At 45.9% G+C, this 18,641-nt stretch carries 21 protein-coding genes and 1 tRNA gene; 11 read left to right on the plus strand and 11 right to left on the minus strand.

Annotation, left to right across the window (positions count from 1 at the left end; translation table 11 throughout):
* Window positions 1-14: 14 nt before the first annotated feature.
* Entirely contained in the window at window positions 15-920 is a 906-nt protein-coding gene (locus tag ACMUEV_RS02145; RefSeq protein WP_190648637.1) for a pentapeptide repeat-containing protein, read from the minus strand.
* A gap of 37 nt (window positions 921-957) precedes the next feature.
* Here ACMUEV_RS02145 and ACMUEV_RS02150 point away from each other — a divergent pair, with 37 nt between their 5' ends.
* The 4 genes from ACMUEV_RS02150 (at window position 958) to ACMUEV_RS02165 (ending at window position 3,961) form a co-directional block, all read left to right on the plus strand.
* Window positions 958-1,884, plus strand: a complete 927-nt coding sequence (locus ACMUEV_RS02150) for a phosphodiester glycosidase family protein (protein WP_190648573.1) — start codon at window positions 958-960, stop codon at window positions 1,882-1,884.
* 109 nt (window positions 1,885-1,993) lie between these two features.
* Window positions 1,994-2,548, plus strand: coding sequence for a G/U mismatch-specific DNA glycosylase (gene mug, locus ACMUEV_RS02155; protein WP_017290943.1), 555 nt, complete (start codon window positions 1,994-1,996; stop codon window positions 2,546-2,548).
* Window positions 2,549-2,696: 148 nt separating this feature from the next.
* Window positions 2,697-3,266: a cytochrome b gene (locus ACMUEV_RS02160; protein ID WP_242044268.1), complete on the plus strand. Its 570-nt coding sequence runs from the start codon at window positions 2,697-2,699 to the stop codon at window positions 3,264-3,266.
* Window positions 3,263-3,961 (plus strand): SGNH/GDSL hydrolase family protein, encoded by a 699-nt coding sequence (locus tag ACMUEV_RS02165; protein ID WP_190648568.1) that lies wholly within the window; start codon window positions 3,263-3,265, stop codon window positions 3,959-3,961. The genes ACMUEV_RS02160 and ACMUEV_RS02165 overlap by 4 nt, the downstream gene beginning before the upstream one ends.
* Here the strand turns inward: ACMUEV_RS02165 and ACMUEV_RS02170 are convergent.
* Complete coding sequence (locus tag ACMUEV_RS02170; RefSeq protein WP_017290940.1) at window positions 3,958-4,140, minus strand: hypothetical protein; 183 nt, start codon at window positions 4,138-4,140, stop codon at window positions 3,958-3,960. The two genes, ACMUEV_RS02165 and ACMUEV_RS02170, sit on opposite strands and share 4 nt — an antisense overlap.
* 142 nt (window positions 4,141-4,282) lie before the next feature.
* Between ACMUEV_RS02170 and ACMUEV_RS02175 the strand changes: the two genes are divergently transcribed.
* The gene (locus tag ACMUEV_RS02175) at window positions 4,283-5,350 is read left to right on the plus strand and encodes a glycosyltransferase family 2 protein (protein ID WP_190648567.1); all 1,068 of its coding nucleotides are present in this window, start codon (window positions 4,283-4,285) and stop codon (window positions 5,348-5,350) included.
* A gap of 16 nt (window positions 5,351-5,366) precedes the next feature.
* On the opposite strand, the gene ACMUEV_RS02180 is transcribed toward ACMUEV_RS02175, so the two are convergent.
* Window positions 5,367-5,451 (minus strand) — tRNA-Ser (locus tag ACMUEV_RS02180).
* Window positions 5,452-5,474: 23 nt separating this feature from the next.
* Window positions 5,475-7,697 carry a ComEC/Rec2 family competence protein gene (locus tag ACMUEV_RS02185; RefSeq protein ID WP_190648564.1) on the minus strand — a complete coding sequence of 741 codons (2,223 nt, stop codon included), beginning with the start codon at window positions 7,695-7,697 and terminating at the stop codon, window positions 5,475-5,477.
* 225 nt (window positions 7,698-7,922) lie between these two features.
* Here ACMUEV_RS02185 and ACMUEV_RS02190 point away from each other — a divergent pair, with 225 nt between their 5' ends.
* Window positions 7,923-9,089, plus strand: coding sequence for an ETX/MTX2 family pore-forming toxin (locus tag ACMUEV_RS02190; RefSeq protein WP_190648561.1), 1,167 nt, complete (start codon window positions 7,923-7,925; stop codon window positions 9,087-9,089).
* Window positions 9,090-9,294: 205 nt separating this feature from the next.
* Here ACMUEV_RS02190 and ACMUEV_RS02195 read toward each other — a convergent pair whose 3' ends face one another.
* Window positions 9,295-9,771 (minus strand): DUF4079 domain-containing protein, encoded by a 477-nt coding sequence (locus tag ACMUEV_RS02195; protein ID WP_190648559.1) that lies wholly within the window; start codon window positions 9,769-9,771, stop codon window positions 9,295-9,297.
* A 231-nt stretch (window positions 9,772-10,002) separates the two neighbouring features.
* Here ACMUEV_RS02195 and ACMUEV_RS02200 point away from each other — a divergent pair, with 231 nt between their 5' ends.
* The 3 genes from ACMUEV_RS02200 to ACMUEV_RS02210 all read left to right on the plus strand — a co-directional run bounded on the left by ACMUEV_RS02200 (window position 10,003) and on the right by ACMUEV_RS02210 (window position 12,663).
* On the plus strand, window positions 10,003-10,566 hold the full coding sequence (locus ACMUEV_RS02200; RefSeq protein WP_017290935.1) for a DUF3727 domain-containing protein: 564 nt from the start codon (window positions 10,003-10,005) through the stop codon (window positions 10,564-10,566).
* Window positions 10,567-10,825: 259 nt separating this feature from the next.
* Complete coding sequence (gene mltG, locus ACMUEV_RS02205; RefSeq protein ID WP_017290934.1) at window positions 10,826-11,941, plus strand: endolytic transglycosylase MltG; 1,116 nt, start codon at window positions 10,826-10,828, stop codon at window positions 11,939-11,941.
* Between the two features lie 194 nt (window positions 11,942-12,135).
* The gene (locus tag ACMUEV_RS02210; RefSeq protein WP_017290933.1) at window positions 12,136-12,663 is read left to right on the plus strand and encodes a YqeG family HAD IIIA-type phosphatase; all 528 of its coding nucleotides are present in this window, start codon (window positions 12,136-12,138) and stop codon (window positions 12,661-12,663) included.
* Window positions 12,664-12,892: 229 nt separating this feature from the next.
* On the opposite strand, the gene ccmA is transcribed toward ACMUEV_RS02210, so the two are convergent.
* Window positions 12,893-13,744 (minus strand): heme ABC exporter ATP-binding protein CcmA, encoded by an 852-nt coding sequence (ccmA, locus tag ACMUEV_RS02215; protein ID WP_190648557.1) that lies wholly within the window; start codon window positions 13,742-13,744, stop codon window positions 12,893-12,895.
* 384 nt (window positions 13,745-14,128) lie between these two features.
* Here ccmA and ACMUEV_RS02220 point away from each other — a divergent pair, with 384 nt between their 5' ends.
* Together ACMUEV_RS02220 and ACMUEV_RS02225 are read left to right on the plus strand one after the other, a co-directional pair.
* Window positions 14,129-14,311 carry a hypothetical protein gene (locus ACMUEV_RS02220; RefSeq protein ID WP_190779972.1) on the plus strand — a complete coding sequence of 61 codons (183 nt, stop codon included), beginning with the start codon at window positions 14,129-14,131 and terminating at the stop codon, window positions 14,309-14,311.
* Window positions 14,312-14,400: 89 nt separating this feature from the next.
* The gene (locus ACMUEV_RS02225; protein ID WP_017290930.1) at window positions 14,401-14,787 is read left to right on the plus strand and encodes a response regulator; all 387 of its coding nucleotides are present in this window, start codon (window positions 14,401-14,403) and stop codon (window positions 14,785-14,787) included.
* A gap of 7 nt (window positions 14,788-14,794) precedes the next feature.
* Here the strand turns inward: ACMUEV_RS02225 and ACMUEV_RS02230 are convergent, their stop codons facing one another.
* The 5 genes from ACMUEV_RS02230 to ACMUEV_RS02250 all read right to left on the minus strand — a co-directional run bounded on the left by ACMUEV_RS02230 (window position 14,795) and on the right by ACMUEV_RS02250 (window position 18,621).
* Window positions 14,795-15,526 (minus strand): peptidylprolyl isomerase, encoded by a 732-nt coding sequence (locus ACMUEV_RS02230; RefSeq protein ID WP_190648554.1) that lies wholly within the window; start codon window positions 15,524-15,526, stop codon window positions 14,795-14,797.
* A 21-nt stretch (window positions 15,527-15,547) separates the two neighbouring features.
* On the minus strand, window positions 15,548-15,823 hold the full coding sequence (locus ACMUEV_RS02235) for a hypothetical protein (RefSeq protein ID WP_190648551.1): 276 nt from the start codon (window positions 15,821-15,823) through the stop codon (window positions 15,548-15,550).
* A 134-nt stretch (window positions 15,824-15,957) separates the two neighbouring features.
* On the minus strand, window positions 15,958-16,176 hold the full coding sequence (locus ACMUEV_RS02240; RefSeq protein WP_190648547.1) for a CTB family bacteriocin: 219 nt from the start codon (window positions 16,174-16,176) through the stop codon (window positions 15,958-15,960).
* A gap of 193 nt (window positions 16,177-16,369) precedes the next feature.
* Window positions 16,370-17,446, minus strand: coding sequence for a DUF1822 family protein (locus ACMUEV_RS02245; protein ID WP_190648544.1), 1,077 nt, complete (start codon window positions 17,444-17,446; stop codon window positions 16,370-16,372).
* Window positions 17,447-17,448: 2 nt separating this feature from the next.
* Window positions 17,449-18,621, minus strand: coding sequence for a sigma-70 family RNA polymerase sigma factor (locus ACMUEV_RS02250; RefSeq protein WP_190648541.1), 1,173 nt, complete (start codon window positions 18,619-18,621; stop codon window positions 17,449-17,451).
* Window positions 18,622-18,641 lie beyond the last annotated feature (20 nt).

Below are 18,641 nucleotides of genomic sequence, written 5' to 3' on the forward strand. Positions count from 1 at the left end.
AAATTGAGCAAATCTTACTTTAGCGCACTGGCTCCAATGGATTTAGAAAAATCAGTATTTCGTAAATCCGCGTATGCAAAGCGCGCATGTGTTAATTCTGCACCCCGGAATGATGTGCCGATCGCATGTTGTAATTCATACACAATCCAATTGAGTGATACAAACGTCAATCCTAAATACATCAATGTAATGATACTGAAGACAATGCCAAGCGAAAAGTTTGAATTACCAAAATAAGCATTTGCGATCGTACTCCAGAAAAATGTCGCAACATAGCTTGCGATCGCGCCTAACAGACTCACACCCACTTTGAAGCTCGTTCGATACTGAAAGCGCGACAAAAATAACATCATTACACTGGTCAGGACAGTCAGCCCTACTGCAATCTGGATATGATGTTCATCCAAAGACAACAACAGTTGATGCAGCCATTCTGAAGTACTTGGGATGAATACATTCGGTGGAAAGATCAGAGTTTGAATCAGACCCGGATAAAAGAATCCCACTCCAAATCCCACGATCGCGCTAACCAGTACCGCTGTTACGCTCGTTAAAAAATCTCCTAGCTCTGATTTTCGATTGACAGCCGCGATCGCAGAACTGACTCCCGCCAAACTTGTAGCAGCATAGAAAATTGGAACATAAATCGTTCGCGGATCAAGGGGAGGTTGTCCGATCGTATTAAAGAGCAATCGCACCATCACATCGCCTACAAATAGCGAAACGAAGATGACGAAGCCACCTAGATAAAATCTTTGCCGCAGCGATAGCCCTGCTTTTGTATCTGAGAAATCTGCTCCACTCAAGATCGCGCCTGTGAAATCGCACCCCCGAATATCTGCGCCTCGGAAATTCATGAATGCCAAATTCTTCCTGCGAAATGAGCGATTCCGGAGATCGTGATTAATATAGTGAGTCATAGGGCGTGAAGAATGACGCACATCTAATTTAATCGGTATGACACAGCGCGATCGCTATAATTTCGGAAAAATTCTGAGCGTTTTTATTCTTTTACTCCTGACGATTCCAATTTTGATCTATGGAGTGCGGCAAAATTCTCGCCCACCGCGGATCGATGAAACGCGATCGCTCTTTCCTGGAATTGCCTACGAACGGCAAGCGCTGTCCAGTCCGCGCCCAATCATGGTGCACAAAATCTCGATCGATCTGACGACTCCAGGCATTCGTCCTTTTGTTAATCCAGGCATTACTTCTAATGATGCAAAAAATTCTCCTAGAAATCGCGAAACAATCGCACGAACCGTAACAGAATTCGTTGACGAATTTGATCTTCAACTTGGGATCAATGCAAATTTCTTCCATCCATTTCGCGAAGAAACTCCTTGGGATTTTTATCCTCATGCAGGGAATGTGGTGAATGCTTTAGGACAAGTGACCTCTAACGGAAAAACCTATTCGGCTGCTGAAGAAGGTTGGTCTGCAATCTGCTTCTTGGCTAAAAATCGAGTTGTAATCGATGAGAAAGGAATTTGTCCAGCAGGCACCGAACAAGCGGTTGCGGGCAATGATCTGCTAGTCAAGAAGGGTCAGCCTTTAGCACCCCCAGATTACGAGGCTGTGAAAGATAAGCCTTATCCTCGGACAGTCATTGCGATCGACAAAACTGGAAAAAAACTCTGGCTCGTTCTGATTGATGGCAAACAGTTCCAATACAGCGAAGGAATGACCCTAGCCGAGACATCCGCTTATTTACAAAAACTAGGTGCAGAAACCGCACTGAATTTAGACGGCGGCGGCTCTGTCACGATCGCAATCCAGACTCCCAAAGGTGCAAAAGTTCTCAATTCTCCCATTCAAACGCGCATTCCCCTACGCGAACGCCCTGTTGCAGTGCAGCTTGGCTTTTTTGCTCAAAAAACCTGATTTCCCTACTCCCCACTCCAACATCTGAAAATTGCTGCTAAATTGGGATTTCGATCGCCATCATTCTCCAGATTGAACTTAAATTTTTGCCCAAAGCCCTACCTTCACTGTGATTCACAAGCCCACGAAAGCAGAAATCGCTGCTGCATATCGTCAAACTCTTCCTGATGTCATCGCGCCCGATTTGAACATTCTCTTTAGCGGAATCAATCCCAGTCTTTACAGTGCAGCTGTTGGACATCATTTTGCCCGTCCTGGAAATCGATTTTGGAAGGCAATTCATTTAGCTGGATTTACAGAGCGATTGTTGTCCCCGTTTGAAGATCGGACGTTACTCGATCGAGGATTTGGCCTAACGAATTTGGCGGAACCTGCCACCGCAAGAGCCGATGAACTGACTTCTGAAGATTTCATTGCAGGTCATGAGAAACTTGCCCAAAAGCTCCAGCAATACAAACCAAAGTATTTGGCGGTTTTAGGTGTGAGCGCATATCGGATCGCATTTAATCAGCCAAAAGCTCAGATGGGACGACAACCCGAGACTTTGTTTGACACCACAATTTGGGTCTTGCCAAATCCCAGTGGACTCAACGCGCACTATCAAGTCGATGGGCTGGCGCAGATGTACAAACTTTTACATATGGCAGCCCTAAATCAATTGTGATGGGGGGTGTGAGATGGTGTTGCCTGACTAGCCCCCACTCTCCACTCTTTTTAGCCTCTGCAACTCAAACAGATTGCTACCTTTTCGTAACACAATCTTAATATCTGTCATCTAAGCTTTATGAAGTTTTATGATGAAGGTGGCAGCTATGGCATTAGCCCAATCGTTCAAGCCTAGATTGAATAACGCTTTCAAGCAGTTGATGTCTGTTCACTGGTGGATGAGTGGTGCCTATCTTGTCTTGTTTGTGACGGGCACATTTATGTCACAACTCGATCGTTCTGTGGCTTATCGAGGTTCACTTTACGATTTTCATAAATCGATCGGTGTTATATCGATGGCATTGCTGACTTGGCGAATCTTTCTACTTTTGCAAGTTTGGTGGAAGAAATACACCAAGCGATCGCCCAAATTTACAACTGCTTGGTTTAAGACAGTTGCACTCCATAGCAGTTTATATCTGTTGATGTGGGCAGTTCCGATCGCTGGATTTTTGCTGTCAAATTCATTTCGCCCGAACAATGTAAAGTTCTTTGGGATTGTTCTTCCTGATCTCTTTCCGCAGAATGAAGCGATGGTAGAGATTGGTCGCAGTGCACATTTCTGGCTGGCTTACACGTTCTTAGCGTTGATTGTTCTGCATCTGGTTGCACAATGGAAAGTCGTGCGTGCAAATTGGCGACGATTGATCAACTTACTAAAACCCAGAACCGCATGAAGAAAATGATTGGGAGTACAGCATTATTTTTACTTGTGGGCTGTACTCCGGTTTCGCAAGTCGATGGCGCACAGTCAGGCATTCGCATCATGCCGCTGGGAGATTCGATTACTCAAGGCGATCGCAATCACAATAGCTATCGGCGATCGCTCTGGCTGAAACTGCGACAAGCTGGATATGACATCAATTTTGTCGGTTCAACGCGATCGCACTATCTGGGCAATCCGCCAAATTCTGATTTTGACCTTGATCATGAGGGACATTGGGGTTGGCAAGCCGATGAGGTTTTAGCGCAAATTGATGGCTGGACAGAACAAGCTAATCCTGACATTGTGCTGATTCATTTAGGCACGAATGACATTCTGAGAGGACAGAGTTTTGCAAGTACGATCGCGGAATTACGATCGCTGATTCAAACAATGCGAAAACGCAAGCCTAATCTGAAAATTCTGCTGGCTCAATTGATTCCTTCTCAAGGAGGAGAAACACTGACGCAGCAATTTAATCAGCAGATTTTTGTGCTAGCTCGATCGCTAAACTCTAAGACCAGTCCGGTAATTTTGGTCGATCAATTTAGTGGATTTAATGTCAGTCAAGATACTTACGATGGCTTGCATCCAAACGAATCAGGCGAACAGAAAATGGCAAGTCGTTGGTTTCAAGCCTTACAGACTGTAATCTCGAAAAAGCCCTAGCGATTCCAGGCATCTCTGAAGAGAACATGTCCTAAAACGAACAATGTAATGCCTACACCTAGAAATAGAAATTGTAGAAAACTTCCGACTCGAAAGCTCAAGCCAACGGGAATAAAAGCCGAGCCGAGCATCCATAATACGTAGGTAAAACTGCGGCGTGTTCGCGATTCATAATCCATAGGTTTATACCCCAATTTAGTGATTCGATTGTGAACATTTCGCTGATTTTCTGCCTCTCCCTTCTGTTAGAAATGCAAGCTTGATTTTTTGTTCCTCGTCCATAAGAATGATCACAAGAATGCTGAATTGTGGAGAAATGAAATGGCTTCTGATCCGCTCGTTTCCGTTGTAATTGCCGCTTACAACGCAGAAGCATTCATCTCAGACACAATCAAATCTCTGCAAGCACAGACCTATCGAAACTTTGAAGCCATCATTGTCGATGATGGTTCACAGGATCGCACCGCAGAAATTGTGCGATCGTTTGCTCGAAATGACGATCGCATTAAACTGATTCAGCAACCTAATGCTGGAGTTCCAACGGCTCGCAATCTTGCCATTCAGCATTCTTCTGGCGAATATATTGCTCCAATTGATGCTGATGACATTTGGTATCCAGAACGATTAGCAAAGCATGTTCACTGTTTAGAAACTGCTGATGCGACTGTGGGACTGGTTTACTCTTGGTCAGTTTATCTCAACGAAAAAGGCGAAATCAAAGGCTATTCTCCGTTTGGACAGCTTGGAGCCGTTGAAGGGAATGTGCTTCCGATGCTGGTGTTTTATAACTTTCTCGATAATGCTTGTTCGACGACATTTCGCCGAGAATGTCTCGATCGAGTCGGTTACTATAATTGTGAATTTGAAACCTGTGAAGATTGGGATCTCTATCTGCGGATTGCAGAATGCTATCAGTTTCGGATTGTGCCAGAGTATCTAATCGGCTATCGGCAATACAGTGGCAGCATGTCTACAAAATGCGTCACGATGTCGAAATTTTATGAATTGATCATGTCTCGCGTTTATCAACGTCACCCAGAATTGCCTCAATATGTGCGGCATTGGGCAAATACAGCGTTCTATAACAATCTGCTGAGTAAGAGCTATTTAGCAGGAGATTATCGATTGATGTTTCGCTGGATGTTTTGCAGCTTGAGAAATGATTATGCGCTGTTGCTGCGTCCAGGAATTTATAAAGTGACTTTAATCGCGATCGTGAAAACGCTGCTCAAACCCTTCCTGATTCCATCAAAACCGACAGAGATCGAGTCTCGAAGTGCCATTGATCAGAATCAGCCCGATTCATCTCCTGGACCGAATTTTTGGAAACCTTATGATCTCGTAATCCAACGCCGCTGGCAGCACGTACTCAAAACGACTCAGATTTAACATCAAACTTTAGGGACGGAGAGGGGGGGATTCGAACCCCCGTTGAGTTGCCCCAAAACGCATTTCGAGTGCGCCGCATTCAACCACTCTGCCACCTCTCCCGATGACATGCCTACCTAATATACTACAGGAACGAACCGTCTGACTCATCAACTTCTAAACTTGTTTGAAACCCTTGATTTTTCGTCCATTGCAGCGCTCCATCTGCCTCGGTTTGATAAATCTGGACACGATTTTGCTGCAACTGCGTCAGGGTTTCGGGATGAATGGCTTTAGAATAAGCGATCGCGGTTTTCGGCTGCAATTTCTCAATCAGCTTAGGGTGCAATTGCCGCCCAGACCACCAAAGAATTTCATTTCCGACTAATGCACTTCCCAATGCCTGGGACTGCGAAACGTTCGGCGCATCTCTGAGCCATAACCATCGCTGCTGCGCGATCGCAATCTGTACGATCGTTGGTTCAACGCTTAAGAATTGCATCTTGATCGTCCCAGATTCAATCTTCTGCCCAGGCGTAATCGAGACATACTTGCCACTGCGCTGCGCTAATTGTTCGACCACGTTCAATGAAATCACCTGCTGCTTTTTCCCGGAGAAATCGTAGAGTGCGCGAATCGGCACGGCTTCTAAAAGCGCCTTCCAACCGTCTGACATTGCGGGAGAAGCCGCGATCGCCCAATCGATGTGATTGATGCCTTCTTTGCGCAAAAACGGCAAAACTGTGAATTTTACGGCTTCGGCTTGACCGCTATTGATGAGTCCCACTCGTCCGTGATCTTGCACTACGATTACAGGCTTTGCACCCGCAGAAAGCGCCGTAATTTGAAGTAAGTTCGATCGCGTATACCAAGCTGGAATAAACACTAAATTCATTCCAACTAGCAAAAAAGCCCACCATTGCCGCCGAAACTTAGGAAACAACCAAGGCGTACAAATCAGCGCATATAAAGTAATCAGCAACCCGGTCGAGATGGTTCCAACGGCAATCGAGTTTCCGGGCAGTTGGCAGAAAAACTTGACTAGCTCAATCAACCAGTGAGTTGGATAGTAGAGAATTGGAGACGCGAACTTCGTGATCGCTGGAAGCACAAAGTTCACCCCCGCGCTGACAATCCCACCCAAACTAATAAACGAGATCAATACAGTGGTGAGCAGATTCGCCAGAATGCAGTATGGCGAAACGATTCCGAATGAAAAAAGCTGAAGTGGCAGCGTCCAAAGTAAAGCCGAAATTGGAACTGCGATCGCGGGAACAATCACCGTCGGCAGCCAATCTAATCGTTTTGACAAGGCTGGAACTGTAATCAATAAACCTAACGTGGCGAGAAAGCTAAATTGAAAACTTAAACTCCAAATCCATAATGGATTCCAGATTAATAAAATGATTGCAACGATTAATAGCGATTGTAATGGCTTAACTTTTCTCTCAAACGCTAAACCAATCAAGATTGCAAATCCCATCAAAACTGCTCGCATCACTGAAGGTTGCAGTCCTGTTAATCCCGCAAAACAGATCAAACCTGCTCCGCAACAGCTAATTTGTATCACTTTCGGCAATCGTCGCGTCAAAGCGAGTAACACACCTAAAATTAGCGTCACTTGAAATCCAGATGCAGCAAGCGCGTGAGAAAGCCCAATTTTAGAAAAAGCTTCTTTGACATCAAAAGGAATATCGACAACTTGTCCGCCAATCACCATTGCAGCAACAATCGCACCTTCTGCTTGTCCAAGTTGTTCAGTTTGCGATCGCACAATCTGTTTCTGCACCATCCACCAACCCCATTCTGGTTTCTGATTCAGATCAAGTAATCGAATCGATTTGCCACTCAATCCTGCAAAACTACCTTCTTGTGCCAAGTACTTCTGAAAATCAAATCCACCCGGATTCATCTTGGGCTTTGGTTTGTAGAGATTGCCCGTAATGGCGATCGCTTGTCCTGGAAATAAGTCTTTTCCTTCGATTTCCGGCAATGTGACATAAAGCTTGCCATCTGCTTTCTGCTCTCCGACTGCTGCCACATCGAACCAGACTTGTAACTTCCCACTCCGCGTCAGTTTCGGTAATGCTGCTACTTTTCCAGAAATAGTAACTTCCTGCTTTTCTTGGGGAACAAAGCGACTAACATCAATCTGACTCGGCTGAGGTGTCCGAAACTGGAGATAAATTCCTGCGAGTAAGCCGACTAATCCAGCGATCGCAAAAATTCGCGCATACTTTCGGCTTTTTTTCAGCGCAACGATCGCACTGATGACTCCGCAGCCCAATACGATCGCTCCTCCCATCGGAATTGCTGTAAGCAACAATCCCACAATGTAAGCCAAGCCCCAAACCACCACAGCCTGCATATTTCCTCTCTATCCGTTACCATGCTCCTTAGAATTCCCAACTCCCCTACGCACAAACTAATCTGCTCTCTCTTCCAAGCAGATGTGCATGCTTCTCAATCTTTTCCAACAGATTTGTACGCCACTGCATAATCGTGAAAACCGCAACGTGTCATTGATTAGCGCGATGAGCTACTCAACTCAAACTCGCCATCATCCAACTTCATCATTCAGGAAAATGACACCATGCCTCAAATCACGACCACCATTTCAGAAGAAACGGTCAAAGATCTTAATGCTCGACTCAGTGCTAAAAATAGCCCCTATCAAATTTTGGTTCAGCAATATCCAGGTATCGAATATAGCACTGACATGCAAGTTGAAACCCCAATTCAACAGCCTCAGCCCTTTATCGTTGGCGAAGTGATTCATACAAACGATTCTGCAATCAATCAAAGCTTTACCGATGTGGTCAGCCAATCGTATGAAGTGGCTCAAACCTTCTCAATTACCGCAGGCTTGAAGTCTAGCTTTTCTATCAAAGGAAAAACTGATTTTTTGATAGCAGGTGCAGAAACAACAGCCTCAGTTGAACTGTCCCTCACGGCTGGATTCACTCACAGTACAAAAGAGACTATCACTCTCCAAAAAAGCATTCCGCTAATCGCTCCGCCCCATAGCAAAGTGACGATGCAAGTGATTGGACAAATCTCGAAGGTTAGCAATGTCCCCTTCACGATTGATGTCACGGTTGGCAATGGCAATTGGAAGATTTACACAACTGACATGTTGCCCGTCTATCGAAAATTTGCCAGAGGGAATCATTTCTATACGACGACTCCGCAAGAAGGAGAAGTGCATGGCTATGTGAATGAAGGAATTTTGGGCTTTGTCTACGTGACTCAGCAATCAGGAACAGTTCCGGTCTATCGCAAATTTGGCGGTGGCGATCACTTCTACACAACTAACCTACAAGAAGGTAAAGATCAAGGCTATCAAGATGAGGGCATTTTAGGCTACGTTTACCCCAAACAAGTAGATGAAACGATTCCGGTCTATCGCAAATACAATGGGAAAGACCATTTCTACACAACTAACCTACAAGAAGGTAAAGATCAAGGCTATCAAGATGAGGGCATTTTAGGCTACATCTATCCGCAGACTGGACTCAATCAATCCCTAGATAGCATCTTGTCTGAAAGCGATCGTACTTTCCGTTCAACGGGCATCTTCAATGGAACGCTGATCAATCAGAAAACTGAAATTGCTATCAAGCAAGAAGAGCGCCCCCCTGTAAAAATTCCAGCCCATGCGGCAATCTCATCTCAAGGCAATTCTCTGGTTTCGACGGAAAGGACACCAGCTGCTTTGCTATCTACCTCAAACATCATTGAGGTGAGTCGAGTCAGGTAATTCTGAAAATCTAGTTGTTAACCGCATGAATTTTGCGAAGTGGGGATTTGCGAAGTGGGGAGATGGGGAGAAGCCAGATTTAGATTGATCTCTATCTCCCTATTCGATTGATTGTGGGCAATGACTAGCGATGTCAAGCATGTGCGATTTGAGCTAAAAAAGCGGGATAGAATCACCCCGCTTTTTCTCATGATTTGGGCGTGAGTTAAATGGACAGACCCAACTTCAGTCCAAACACTCCATGCAGAATCAAAATTCCTGCGATCGCAGTTCCTAAATAAGCATGGAACAAGCGTAATCCAGGTTTGTTGCCTGCAAAATTAAACAACGAAATTGCGCTATTCAAATACAGCAGCGCTAACACTGCATTCGCCGTCCAAAAATGCGGACTCTCCAAAATGGGTTTGTGCTGCATCACCAGCGATAGCACGCCGCCTGTGTATCCCATTGTTAAAAACACTACGACCCAAGGCATAATCTTGCGATGATCTGCCCGACTCTTCTCGGCGATTTCCTTATCTTGCGCGATTCGGCTCTGCCAGCCTGCCCAAGCACCATAGCCTCCCATCACCAACACCACAATACTCATCATGGCTGGATGACCCCAATGCACGATCGGTTCCGGCACATTCAGCGATCGAAAAAACGCAGCGATCGGCTCTAGCATCTCCGTCAAGTTCATTTCTCGCTCTCCCGTAAAGAAATATGAACATATTGTACGGAAAGTAACGACACGAAATGAATAAATTCTTCAGCAAAGTGTCAGGGTAAGCAGATTAAAGAATCAATTCGCCTCGCACCCTTGTACCTGAAACAAAGTGCCCATTCTACGAGATACTTTTGTGAGGGCAAACGCGATTTATCCCGCCGAGTCCGCAATTCGTTTAATAAAGAGAGAGATAGAGAGAGTCCAATGGACGAAGACAGCATGGAAAACATGGATGCTCCCACCGTAACCCTGACGGATGACGCAGGCTTAACGCTGACCTGCTATGTCGAGCATTCTTTAGACGTGGAAGACCAAGAATACGTGCTGCTGCTTCCCGTTGACTCGCCGATCGAGATTTTCGCTTGGCAAGAAAATGGCGAAGAAGATGAAGCCGTATTAGTCGAAGATCAGGAAACTATAAACCTCGTTTTTCCGATCGCCAAAGCTGTTCTAGAAGAACAGAATCTAGCGCTCAAGCAAACCGCAGTTGTTTTAACGGTTGAAGGCGACTTGCCAGATCTCGACGACGAAGAAAGCTGGGAAGGCGTGGAATCTGACGGTGAGGATGACCAAGAAGAACTGCAACTCCTCGCGAGCTTCTGGCATGAAGAACAAGAATATGCCATTTATACCCCGCTCGATCCCTACTTCATCTTGGCGCGGCTGGATGACAACGGAAATCCGCATCTCCTTTCCCAAGAAGAACTGAAAAAAATCGAGCCAATGCTACCCATGATCGAAGATCAGCTATTCGATGAAATGGAGTAATTACCCGGACAGTTGGGAACGGGGGATTGATTTGATCCGAATCATCCCCGCCCACTTTCTGAAGTTAAGAAAAAAGTTTTTCCTGATCTGAAATAAAGGCTAAAATTACTGACTGGGTTTGATCCCCCGGCATCAAATTTGTTAAAAATCTTGCTATAAAACTTTATTCAAAGCGGTTGACAGGTTGACAAACTGAATTAATATTTGTTCTGAACGAAGGCATCAGCTGCAGTTCTCCGCATCTCACATTCATTTACTGATGAAAATCGCTAAAAGCTTTGCAAGATTTTCGTTTTTCCTAGCTCTCGTCGGGGTTGCACTTGGACTCTCTGCATGGCGCGCTCAAGCCTGGTGGAGTTTTGCGAGTTCGCCTATGACCCCGCAAGCGACAGCAGACCAAGGAAAACGAATCCTGATCCAAATTCCCCAAGGAACTTCGGCTCAACAAATTGGACAAGAACTCGAAGCTGCTGGGCTGATTCGTTCAGCGAAGGCTTGGGATGTTCTGGCACGCTGGATGATGTGGCAAGACCCAGATGGCGGATTCCAGGCTGGAAATTACGAACTTTCGACCGGAGATTCTTTGCAATCGATCGCGAACACCATCTGGAACGGGCAAGTTGCACAGCGCAGCTTCACCATTCCTGAGGGTTGGTCGATGAAGCAGATGGCAAATTATTTTGAGAAACAAGGCTATTTCAAAGCGAAAGACTTTCTAGCAGCTGCGAGCGAAATCCCGAATTCTGATTATCCTTGGCTGCCTGCGAATCTGCCATTTCTGGAAGGATTTTTGTATCCAGATACCTATCAGATCGAAGCGGGGAGCGCGATTACCCCAAAACAAGTGATTCGCCAAATGCTGAATCGCTTTGAGCAAGTGGCGTTACCGCTCTACAACAAAAACCGAGCCAATACTAATTTGTCTCTGCTGCAATGGGTCACGCTCGCTAGCATTGTTGAGAAAGAAGCCGTGATTCCGTCTGAGCGGGGAATTATTTCTGGAGTCTTTCACAATCGGTTGAAGAAGAATATGACCTTAGGCTCAGACCCCACGGTAGAGTATGCGCTTGGTGTTCAACAAACGCCTGAAAATCCGCTGACCTACGCTCAAGTTGCGACTCCTTCTCCGTATAATACTTACGTCACGCCAGGCTTGCCTCCGACCCCGATCGCGGCTCCTGGGGTTGCAAGTTTAAAGGCAACCTTAAATCCTGAAGCGACCGACTATCTCTATTTCGTGGCGCGATACGATGGGTCGCATGTGTTTAGTCGAACGTTAGCAGAGCATGAATCTGCGCAGGGTAAGATCCGCGATCGCGTCGATGCCCAAGCGCAGAAAGAACAGCAAAAAACTCCGCAAAAAACGGGAAATTAACGCAGCTTCACAATTCGATCCGTGGTCTTCAGGTATGAGATTATAGCTGCAACGTTCTAGACTAGAACCTAGAGCGTTGTTTAATAAACTGACAAAATGCGCAAGAATGTAATTGATTCTACGAATTGCAGCACTTACGCGAGTCGTCAGTATTTTTTCACTTTATTCTGTCCAATCTCACCCGATAACCTGCTATGACTTGGGGCAAACTCCTTCAACCCGATCTTCTTCTCGATACCACGATTTTAGGTTTGACACCTGAAATGCTATCTGAGCGCAACTTGCGTGGTCTTGTGTTAGATGTCGATGAGACGCTGGTTCCAATTACGACCGCGCAGATTTCAACCGAGTTATTGCCTTGGGTTGAGCAGGTGCGCCAAGTGACAGAGATTTGGCTTGCAAGTAACAATATTAGCGAGAATCGCATTAAGCGCATTGCGGATATTTTGGGCGTTCCTTATATTATCGGAGCAGGCAAGCCTTCTCGACGTAAGCTGAGACGAGCCGTAGAAGCGATGAATTTGCCGCCGGAGCAGGTAGGAATGGTGGGCGATCGCTTATTCACCGATGTGTTAGCAGGCAATCGGTTGGGAATGTGTACGATTTTGGTGCAACCGATGGTCGATCCGACGGCTGAAGTGGCGCGAAAATACCCGGTTCACGCGATCGAGGTCTGGCTCTCTCAAGCTTTGGGTGCGACTTTGACTCCTTACAAGCCGTAAATCTGTAGAAAAGATTATGAAACCCGAGAGTCAAGGAAATTGCTGGCATCCTAGATAAAGATTAAATGGAGCCAGCTAATTTAAAGGCTCTAAACGATAAATCTCAGTGAATACTAGCGAAGTGCCGTTCCGAAAGGAGTCGGCACTTCGTTTATGCAAAGCTTTTCAATTGGCAGAATTTGCTAGCAGGATGCCAGGGCTGAGCTAAGTCCAGTTTGTTTGGAGATTGCTAATCTAGATTTCGCCCGGTCAATTCTACAAAAATATCTTCTAGATTCGATGGGCGCACCATCATTCCCGTTTTATCGGGCTGTTGATCCAAAAATTGATTCGCATCTTCGATGGTTGGAAAAAACTTGTAATCCCAAGAATCGCTTGCCTGCTTCATGACAATGCCTTTCCCATGCTGCTGCCGCAATTCTCCTAGCGTGCCGAGTGAAATCAGTTTGCCGCTGTCCATGATGCCAATGCGATCGCACAAATATTCCACTTCATCCATATAGTGAGTGGTCAGAAGGATCGTCATTCCTTGCTTGTTCAAATCGCGGATAATTTCCCACAAGCGGCGACGCGTTTGTGGATCAAGTCCAACGGTCGGTTCATCCAGGAACAAAATTTCAGGTCGATGAAGTAAAGCGCGTGCAATTTGGAGACGGCGCTTCATCCCGCCAGAAAGCGTTTTTGCCGGATCATTTCTGCGATCGTTGAGTTCCACATATTCCAATGCCTGATCAATCTCTTGCTGGCGGACTGGATTGGGAATGTGATGTAAGCGCCCGTGGTATTCCATGTTTTCCCAGACGGTTAGATCACTGTCGATACTAATTTGCTGAAGGACAACTCCGATACGGGACTTCACCAGCGATCGCTGACGAGCCACATCATATCCAGCAACTTGAATCTGACCATCTGAAGGCTTGGTCAACGTGGTTAACATCCGAATTGTGGTTGATTTTCCTGCACCGTTCGGTCCGAGCAATCCAAACATCTCTCCTGCTTGAATTTCAAACGAAAGCCCATTCACGACTGGAACTTTGTTGTAAAGCTTATGCACATTTTGAAGCGAGACAGCAGCAATCATTGATCTTAGCGTTTTAGAAATATTAGTTAACAATATCGTATGGAGTCGGAAGGTGGGGAGTGGGGAGTAGAGAGGGGTTTTCTGATGAATGGTTGTGAACTACCTGTAAATCTGGAAACTTGCCGTCAAATTCGACTCGTAATCTTACGAAAGGTATCGAATTGTGACTAGAAGGGGATGCCTGCTCATTTCCTCATCAATTCCTCAATTTTGAGGCATAGTGTTGAACTTAATACCTTTGCTGACCCTATTTCTCATTCCGACAGAATTCCGATTCTATACCCGAGATAAAAAATGTCTAATTGTCCTTGCTGCTCAGATCGACTTCTCCGCCATATTCGACGCGGATCTTTGTATTGGTTCTGTCGCTCCTGCTGGGCAGAAATGCCTAATCTTGAGATGGATGATCCTGCGACCACAGTCTCTTCTCCTATACTAGAACCTGCTGGATTAAAACCTTTTGTGATTCACTCTGGGCGAAGTGCAGCGCTTCAGCCGATCTCTCATTTTGCAAAAGTCATTCAACATCATCGTTCTGACAAGCCGAATCATCTTCTAGTGAGTTGATCTTCTGATGGTTGATCGCTTTTTTTGACAGCACAAACGAGGAAAATAGAAGATGGAGAACCTGTCTCTCGTTTAGAAACTTCAAGCACATGAGAAAACGCATCTTAGTCGTGGATAACGAAGAGTACATTCAAGAAGTGACAAAGATCTGCCTTGAAACTGTTGCAGGCTGGGATGTGCTGACCGCAAGTTCTGGCTTAGAAGGGATTCAAACCGCGGAACTTGAGCAGCCGGATGCGATTTTGCTCGATGTGATGATGCCAGATATGGATGGTATTGCAACATTTAATCGGCTGCGGGAAAATCCTGCTACTCAGCACATTCCAGTTATGTTCTTCACAGCTAAAGCTCAGGTGAGCGACTATCAGTACTACGAAGAACTCGGAATTAAAGCTGCGATCGCAAAACCATTCGAGCCGATGGTACTTGCGAAGCAAGTCGCTCAGGCTTTGGGCTGGAACTTTGTCCCTTGCTAGACTGCGCTCAGGTATGGATCAGATAGTTCAATTCGGTGGTTAACCATTCATTGAACATACGATCAAGGATTTCTTGCTGACGCTCAGGAGTAAACTCGGCTGGAATGAACTCTTCGACGAGCAATAAATGACTGGCTTGATCCATCTCGATCGGACCAATCACCTGTCCTGGAGTCGCACTAAAGACGCGTGCAGAAAGTTCGGGTTTGAGGTTCCACCGGTAGAGCTTGCCTTCGTACCCACATTGAAATCGACGCTGATCATCTGAATCATACAGATGGGCAGCTTCATAAAAGCTGATTTCGTCTTCTTGAATTTGATAGGCAATCTCTTGAGCAAGTTGCTGATACGGAACCACAATCCGGTAAAGCAGCACTTGATCGAATTCGCGCTGATTTTCTGTGAAAAAGCGATCGGCTTCTTTTGCAAATAGAGTTTGAGCGAGTTTTTTAGTCAGCAAGCGATCGCGAATGCCTGCTTCCCATTCTTCAGGCGTCACGAGTTGATCATTGAGCCACGCGAAGGTATCAGCCGAGCGGAAGAGCCGATTTTCATAGCGAATGTGGTCTGCTTCCGCTTGGATTTCTTCAGGAGTGACGGTGATCTCACGCGACTCGATCGCTTGATTAATGATTTTCTGGTAAGAGATGTTGCGGCAAATTTCTTTCAGTTGCAAAGTTTTTTTTAGCGTTGCAATGATGGTTTCTGAGTGAATCGTTTCCCCCTTAAAGCTAGTCATTTTCTTAGTCCTTTGCGCGTATTACCAAAAAATTTGTCCGTCCCCGAATTGGTTGATCACAATGAAGATGGGCATCGAAATATTGGTTGAAATTGCAGTATTGCCGATGGAATTGCCACCGAGATTGGCAATGGTAGCTGAGGCTGCAGGATTGATATTTAGGGATTGTAGAAGGGGTTGAAATAACGAGAAGAGAGAGAGATTACTTTGTCGTTTTTTGCGACGGCGACCTCCTTTAATAGCGGTGGAATGTTCTGCGATCGCGTCTTCTGTATAGTCGATATCTGCAATGATCATAAAATCGCTCCTTGGCTAGAGATAGAGGGAGTTAGAACTCCGATCTCTTCAAAGAAATCGGAGTTCGAGAGTTTGGGAGCATGGAGTTTCACAAGTTCACATCAGGCAAGGGTGTGAACTTATCGGGCAGTCAATTAAAGACCAAGAACAATCCCACCAAAGCCAGACGTATCAATTTTCAAGCTACCGCCGGTTGCAAAGGAAGTACTTCCGCCAGGACCAGATGTGGAACCTGTTTGCATCAAAGTTGTGTGTTGTTGAAATTGAGTGTAGTTGAGAGAGAAGTCAACTCCGCCTTCGAGTTCGTTAGCTTCGGTTGCGATTTCTTGATAGGTCAATTCGTTGATAATCATGATGGTCTCCGTTGTGGTTGAATGTTTTTTTTGAGAGTAGCAACTGCTGTTTGAGTTGCTATGTATATAAGGTATCTGCTGAATTTCTGGGATGGGGGAATTCTTGCTGTATATGTAGCCAATTTGGCGGACTTATTTTTGGGTTGAAAAAGACCCCCGAAATTTTGACAACTTCGGGGGTCTCAGAACACGATTAAAAGCGGAGAATTTCTCGATCGTAGCCTTCACAAATTGGCTCAGTCTCCCAGACAATGCCTTCTCCAGGGTCTAGCGCGACTTCGATCGAAAGCGATTCAACCGTTGTTTGCGCGATCGCTTCATTGCCTTCAAAGCTCTGCAAATCTTCTGTGAGTAAACGCAGCTTAAAGCCACCTGGAACCATTCCACCGGGTAAAAGGTTGTGCAGTTCAAATCGCCAAGTCTGATCCGCTTGCAGAATGACTTGTAACTCATATTGCTGTCCGGCGATTTCTAGCACACGAGACAGAACATTCGTTGGTGCTGTCAGATCTGCACTTCGGGCTGCTGCATAGCCGGGTTGGAGTTCGAGCCGTTCCCAGTTGAAGAGTTGAGAAACCCCCGACTGTAACCATTCGAGAATCGAGGGTTGAGTGATTCCTTGGCGCGATTGATATAAGCGTTGTCGCCAGCCACCATGCTCGATCAATGCTCCCCACGTCTGAAAGGGAAGTGCTAAGCGTGGAGAAAGTAACTCAGGATTGCTCAGCCGAGTAATGAGATTGTTCGCTTGTTCGATCGACAATGCAGGTAGTGCTGCAAGCTCGGCTCGAAGTTGGGGCTGACAAAGTTCTGAAGTTAGCCAAATCAGTTCAGGATTGGCAAGTTGATCTGAGGTGAGGCAATAAGTGCGATCGTTGAAATCTAAGTGTCCTTGCGTTTTAACAGTATGGTGAGTCGCATAGCCCCAAATGCTGACGCGCCCTTCGTCTGGTTCAACTTGTGCCGCTAAATAGTAATCGCCTGCCCAAGTGGGTAGATCAATCCATTCTTGAGGAATGCGAAGTTCATCATGGTCGATCGATTCAGTGGGAATGACAACGAATCGCAATCCGTTGACGGTGAAAGCTGTTCCATTCACGAATTCCCAAAAGCTAGAAAGTGCGTTGGTGTTGACCCAGGTTTTAGCACTGGGCGTTTCGGATTGAAACCAGGGAAGTAGAGCACTCAAACAAAGTTGATTGAGATAGGCTGTCCAATTGGGTTGCCAGAGTCGGGTCGGGTCAGTTTCGAGAAAGAGATCGAGAGACATGGCTAGTTCTCCAGGTTTTTGTAGTGGGTTTGTAGCCAGTCTTCAAGGACGGCACTCATGCTTTGAAGTAGGGCAGGGGTAAGGGAAATATGCAGTGTTTCTTGACTCCAGGTAGCAAGGCTCTTGAGGAGGAGTTCTTTGGCTTTGGTGAGGCGACGAGAAATTGTGTATTGCTTGATGTTCAGACGAGTTGCCATTTGCTGCTGAGTACAATTTTCGGCATAGTACAAGCGCAAAATTGATTGCAGTTCTTCGTCTAGCTGTGCGATCGCGGTTTCTAAGACTTGGTTGAGGTTCGATCGTTGGGCTTGACGTTCTTGTATTTCCTCTTCTGCAATCAAATCTGCGATCAGAGATTCTCTTGGACTTTCAGGCACATCGTCGAGGAGTTCCCCGGAGTCATATCCAGGTTTCGGTGTATTGATAGAAACTAAAGTGGGATTCAGATAATTTCGGGCAGCATTCGCACAAGTGATGAGCCATTTCTCGATCAGAGTGGGAGTTGTTTCGAGTAGAGCTTCGCGATTTTTGTTGTACTGTTGCGCGATCGTTGTCCAGGTCTGATCATCGGGTCGAGGTAATTTTCGCGTACCTGTGGCTTGAGTCGGAACATACAAGGTTTTGAAACAGTTCCACGCAAGGACATAAGATGCGATCGTTTCTGCGCTCAATCCAGCATTTTCCAGCGATTCGACTAAACGCTTTTGGCTGACTTTCCGAAGCAGTGCCCAGTTCGTGCAGATATCAACTTCTTGCCGCTGACGTAAGGTATCGCGAATCGTACTGGAAAAAATTGCACTGGCGTAGTTTTGTAAGTTGAAGCCTTGTTGGGCGTTGAAGTTTTGGAGAATTTTCTCAACTTTGACGATCGCGACTTGAAAGCAATCCGGCAATGTATATTGCACTGCTGCGAAATTCAGCAGCATCTTATGAGCTGACCAATAGCAGGTTTCTTGCAGGTAAGCGGTCAAATGATCAACTGCACCGCGATCGCTCTTTTCCTGCCAAATTTTCAACCAATAGAGCGACCAAAAATTGAGGGAGCCAGAGGCAGATTCTAAGCATTTCTGCATTCTGCGGCGCAATCGGGCATCGGTTGCCCAGGTGGAAGCGCGATCGCCTTCAAATTGCAGGAAAGTGGAAAAGGTTTCTAATGGGTCTTGGCGCGATCGCATAAATCAAAGAAGTGATTCCT

It is taken from the genome of Leptolyngbya sp. FACHB-1624 (assembly GCF_047649235.1).
GTDB classification, from domain to species: domain Bacteria; phylum Cyanobacteriota; class Cyanobacteriia; order Leptolyngbyales; family Leptolyngbyaceae; genus Leptolyngbya; species Leptolyngbya boryana.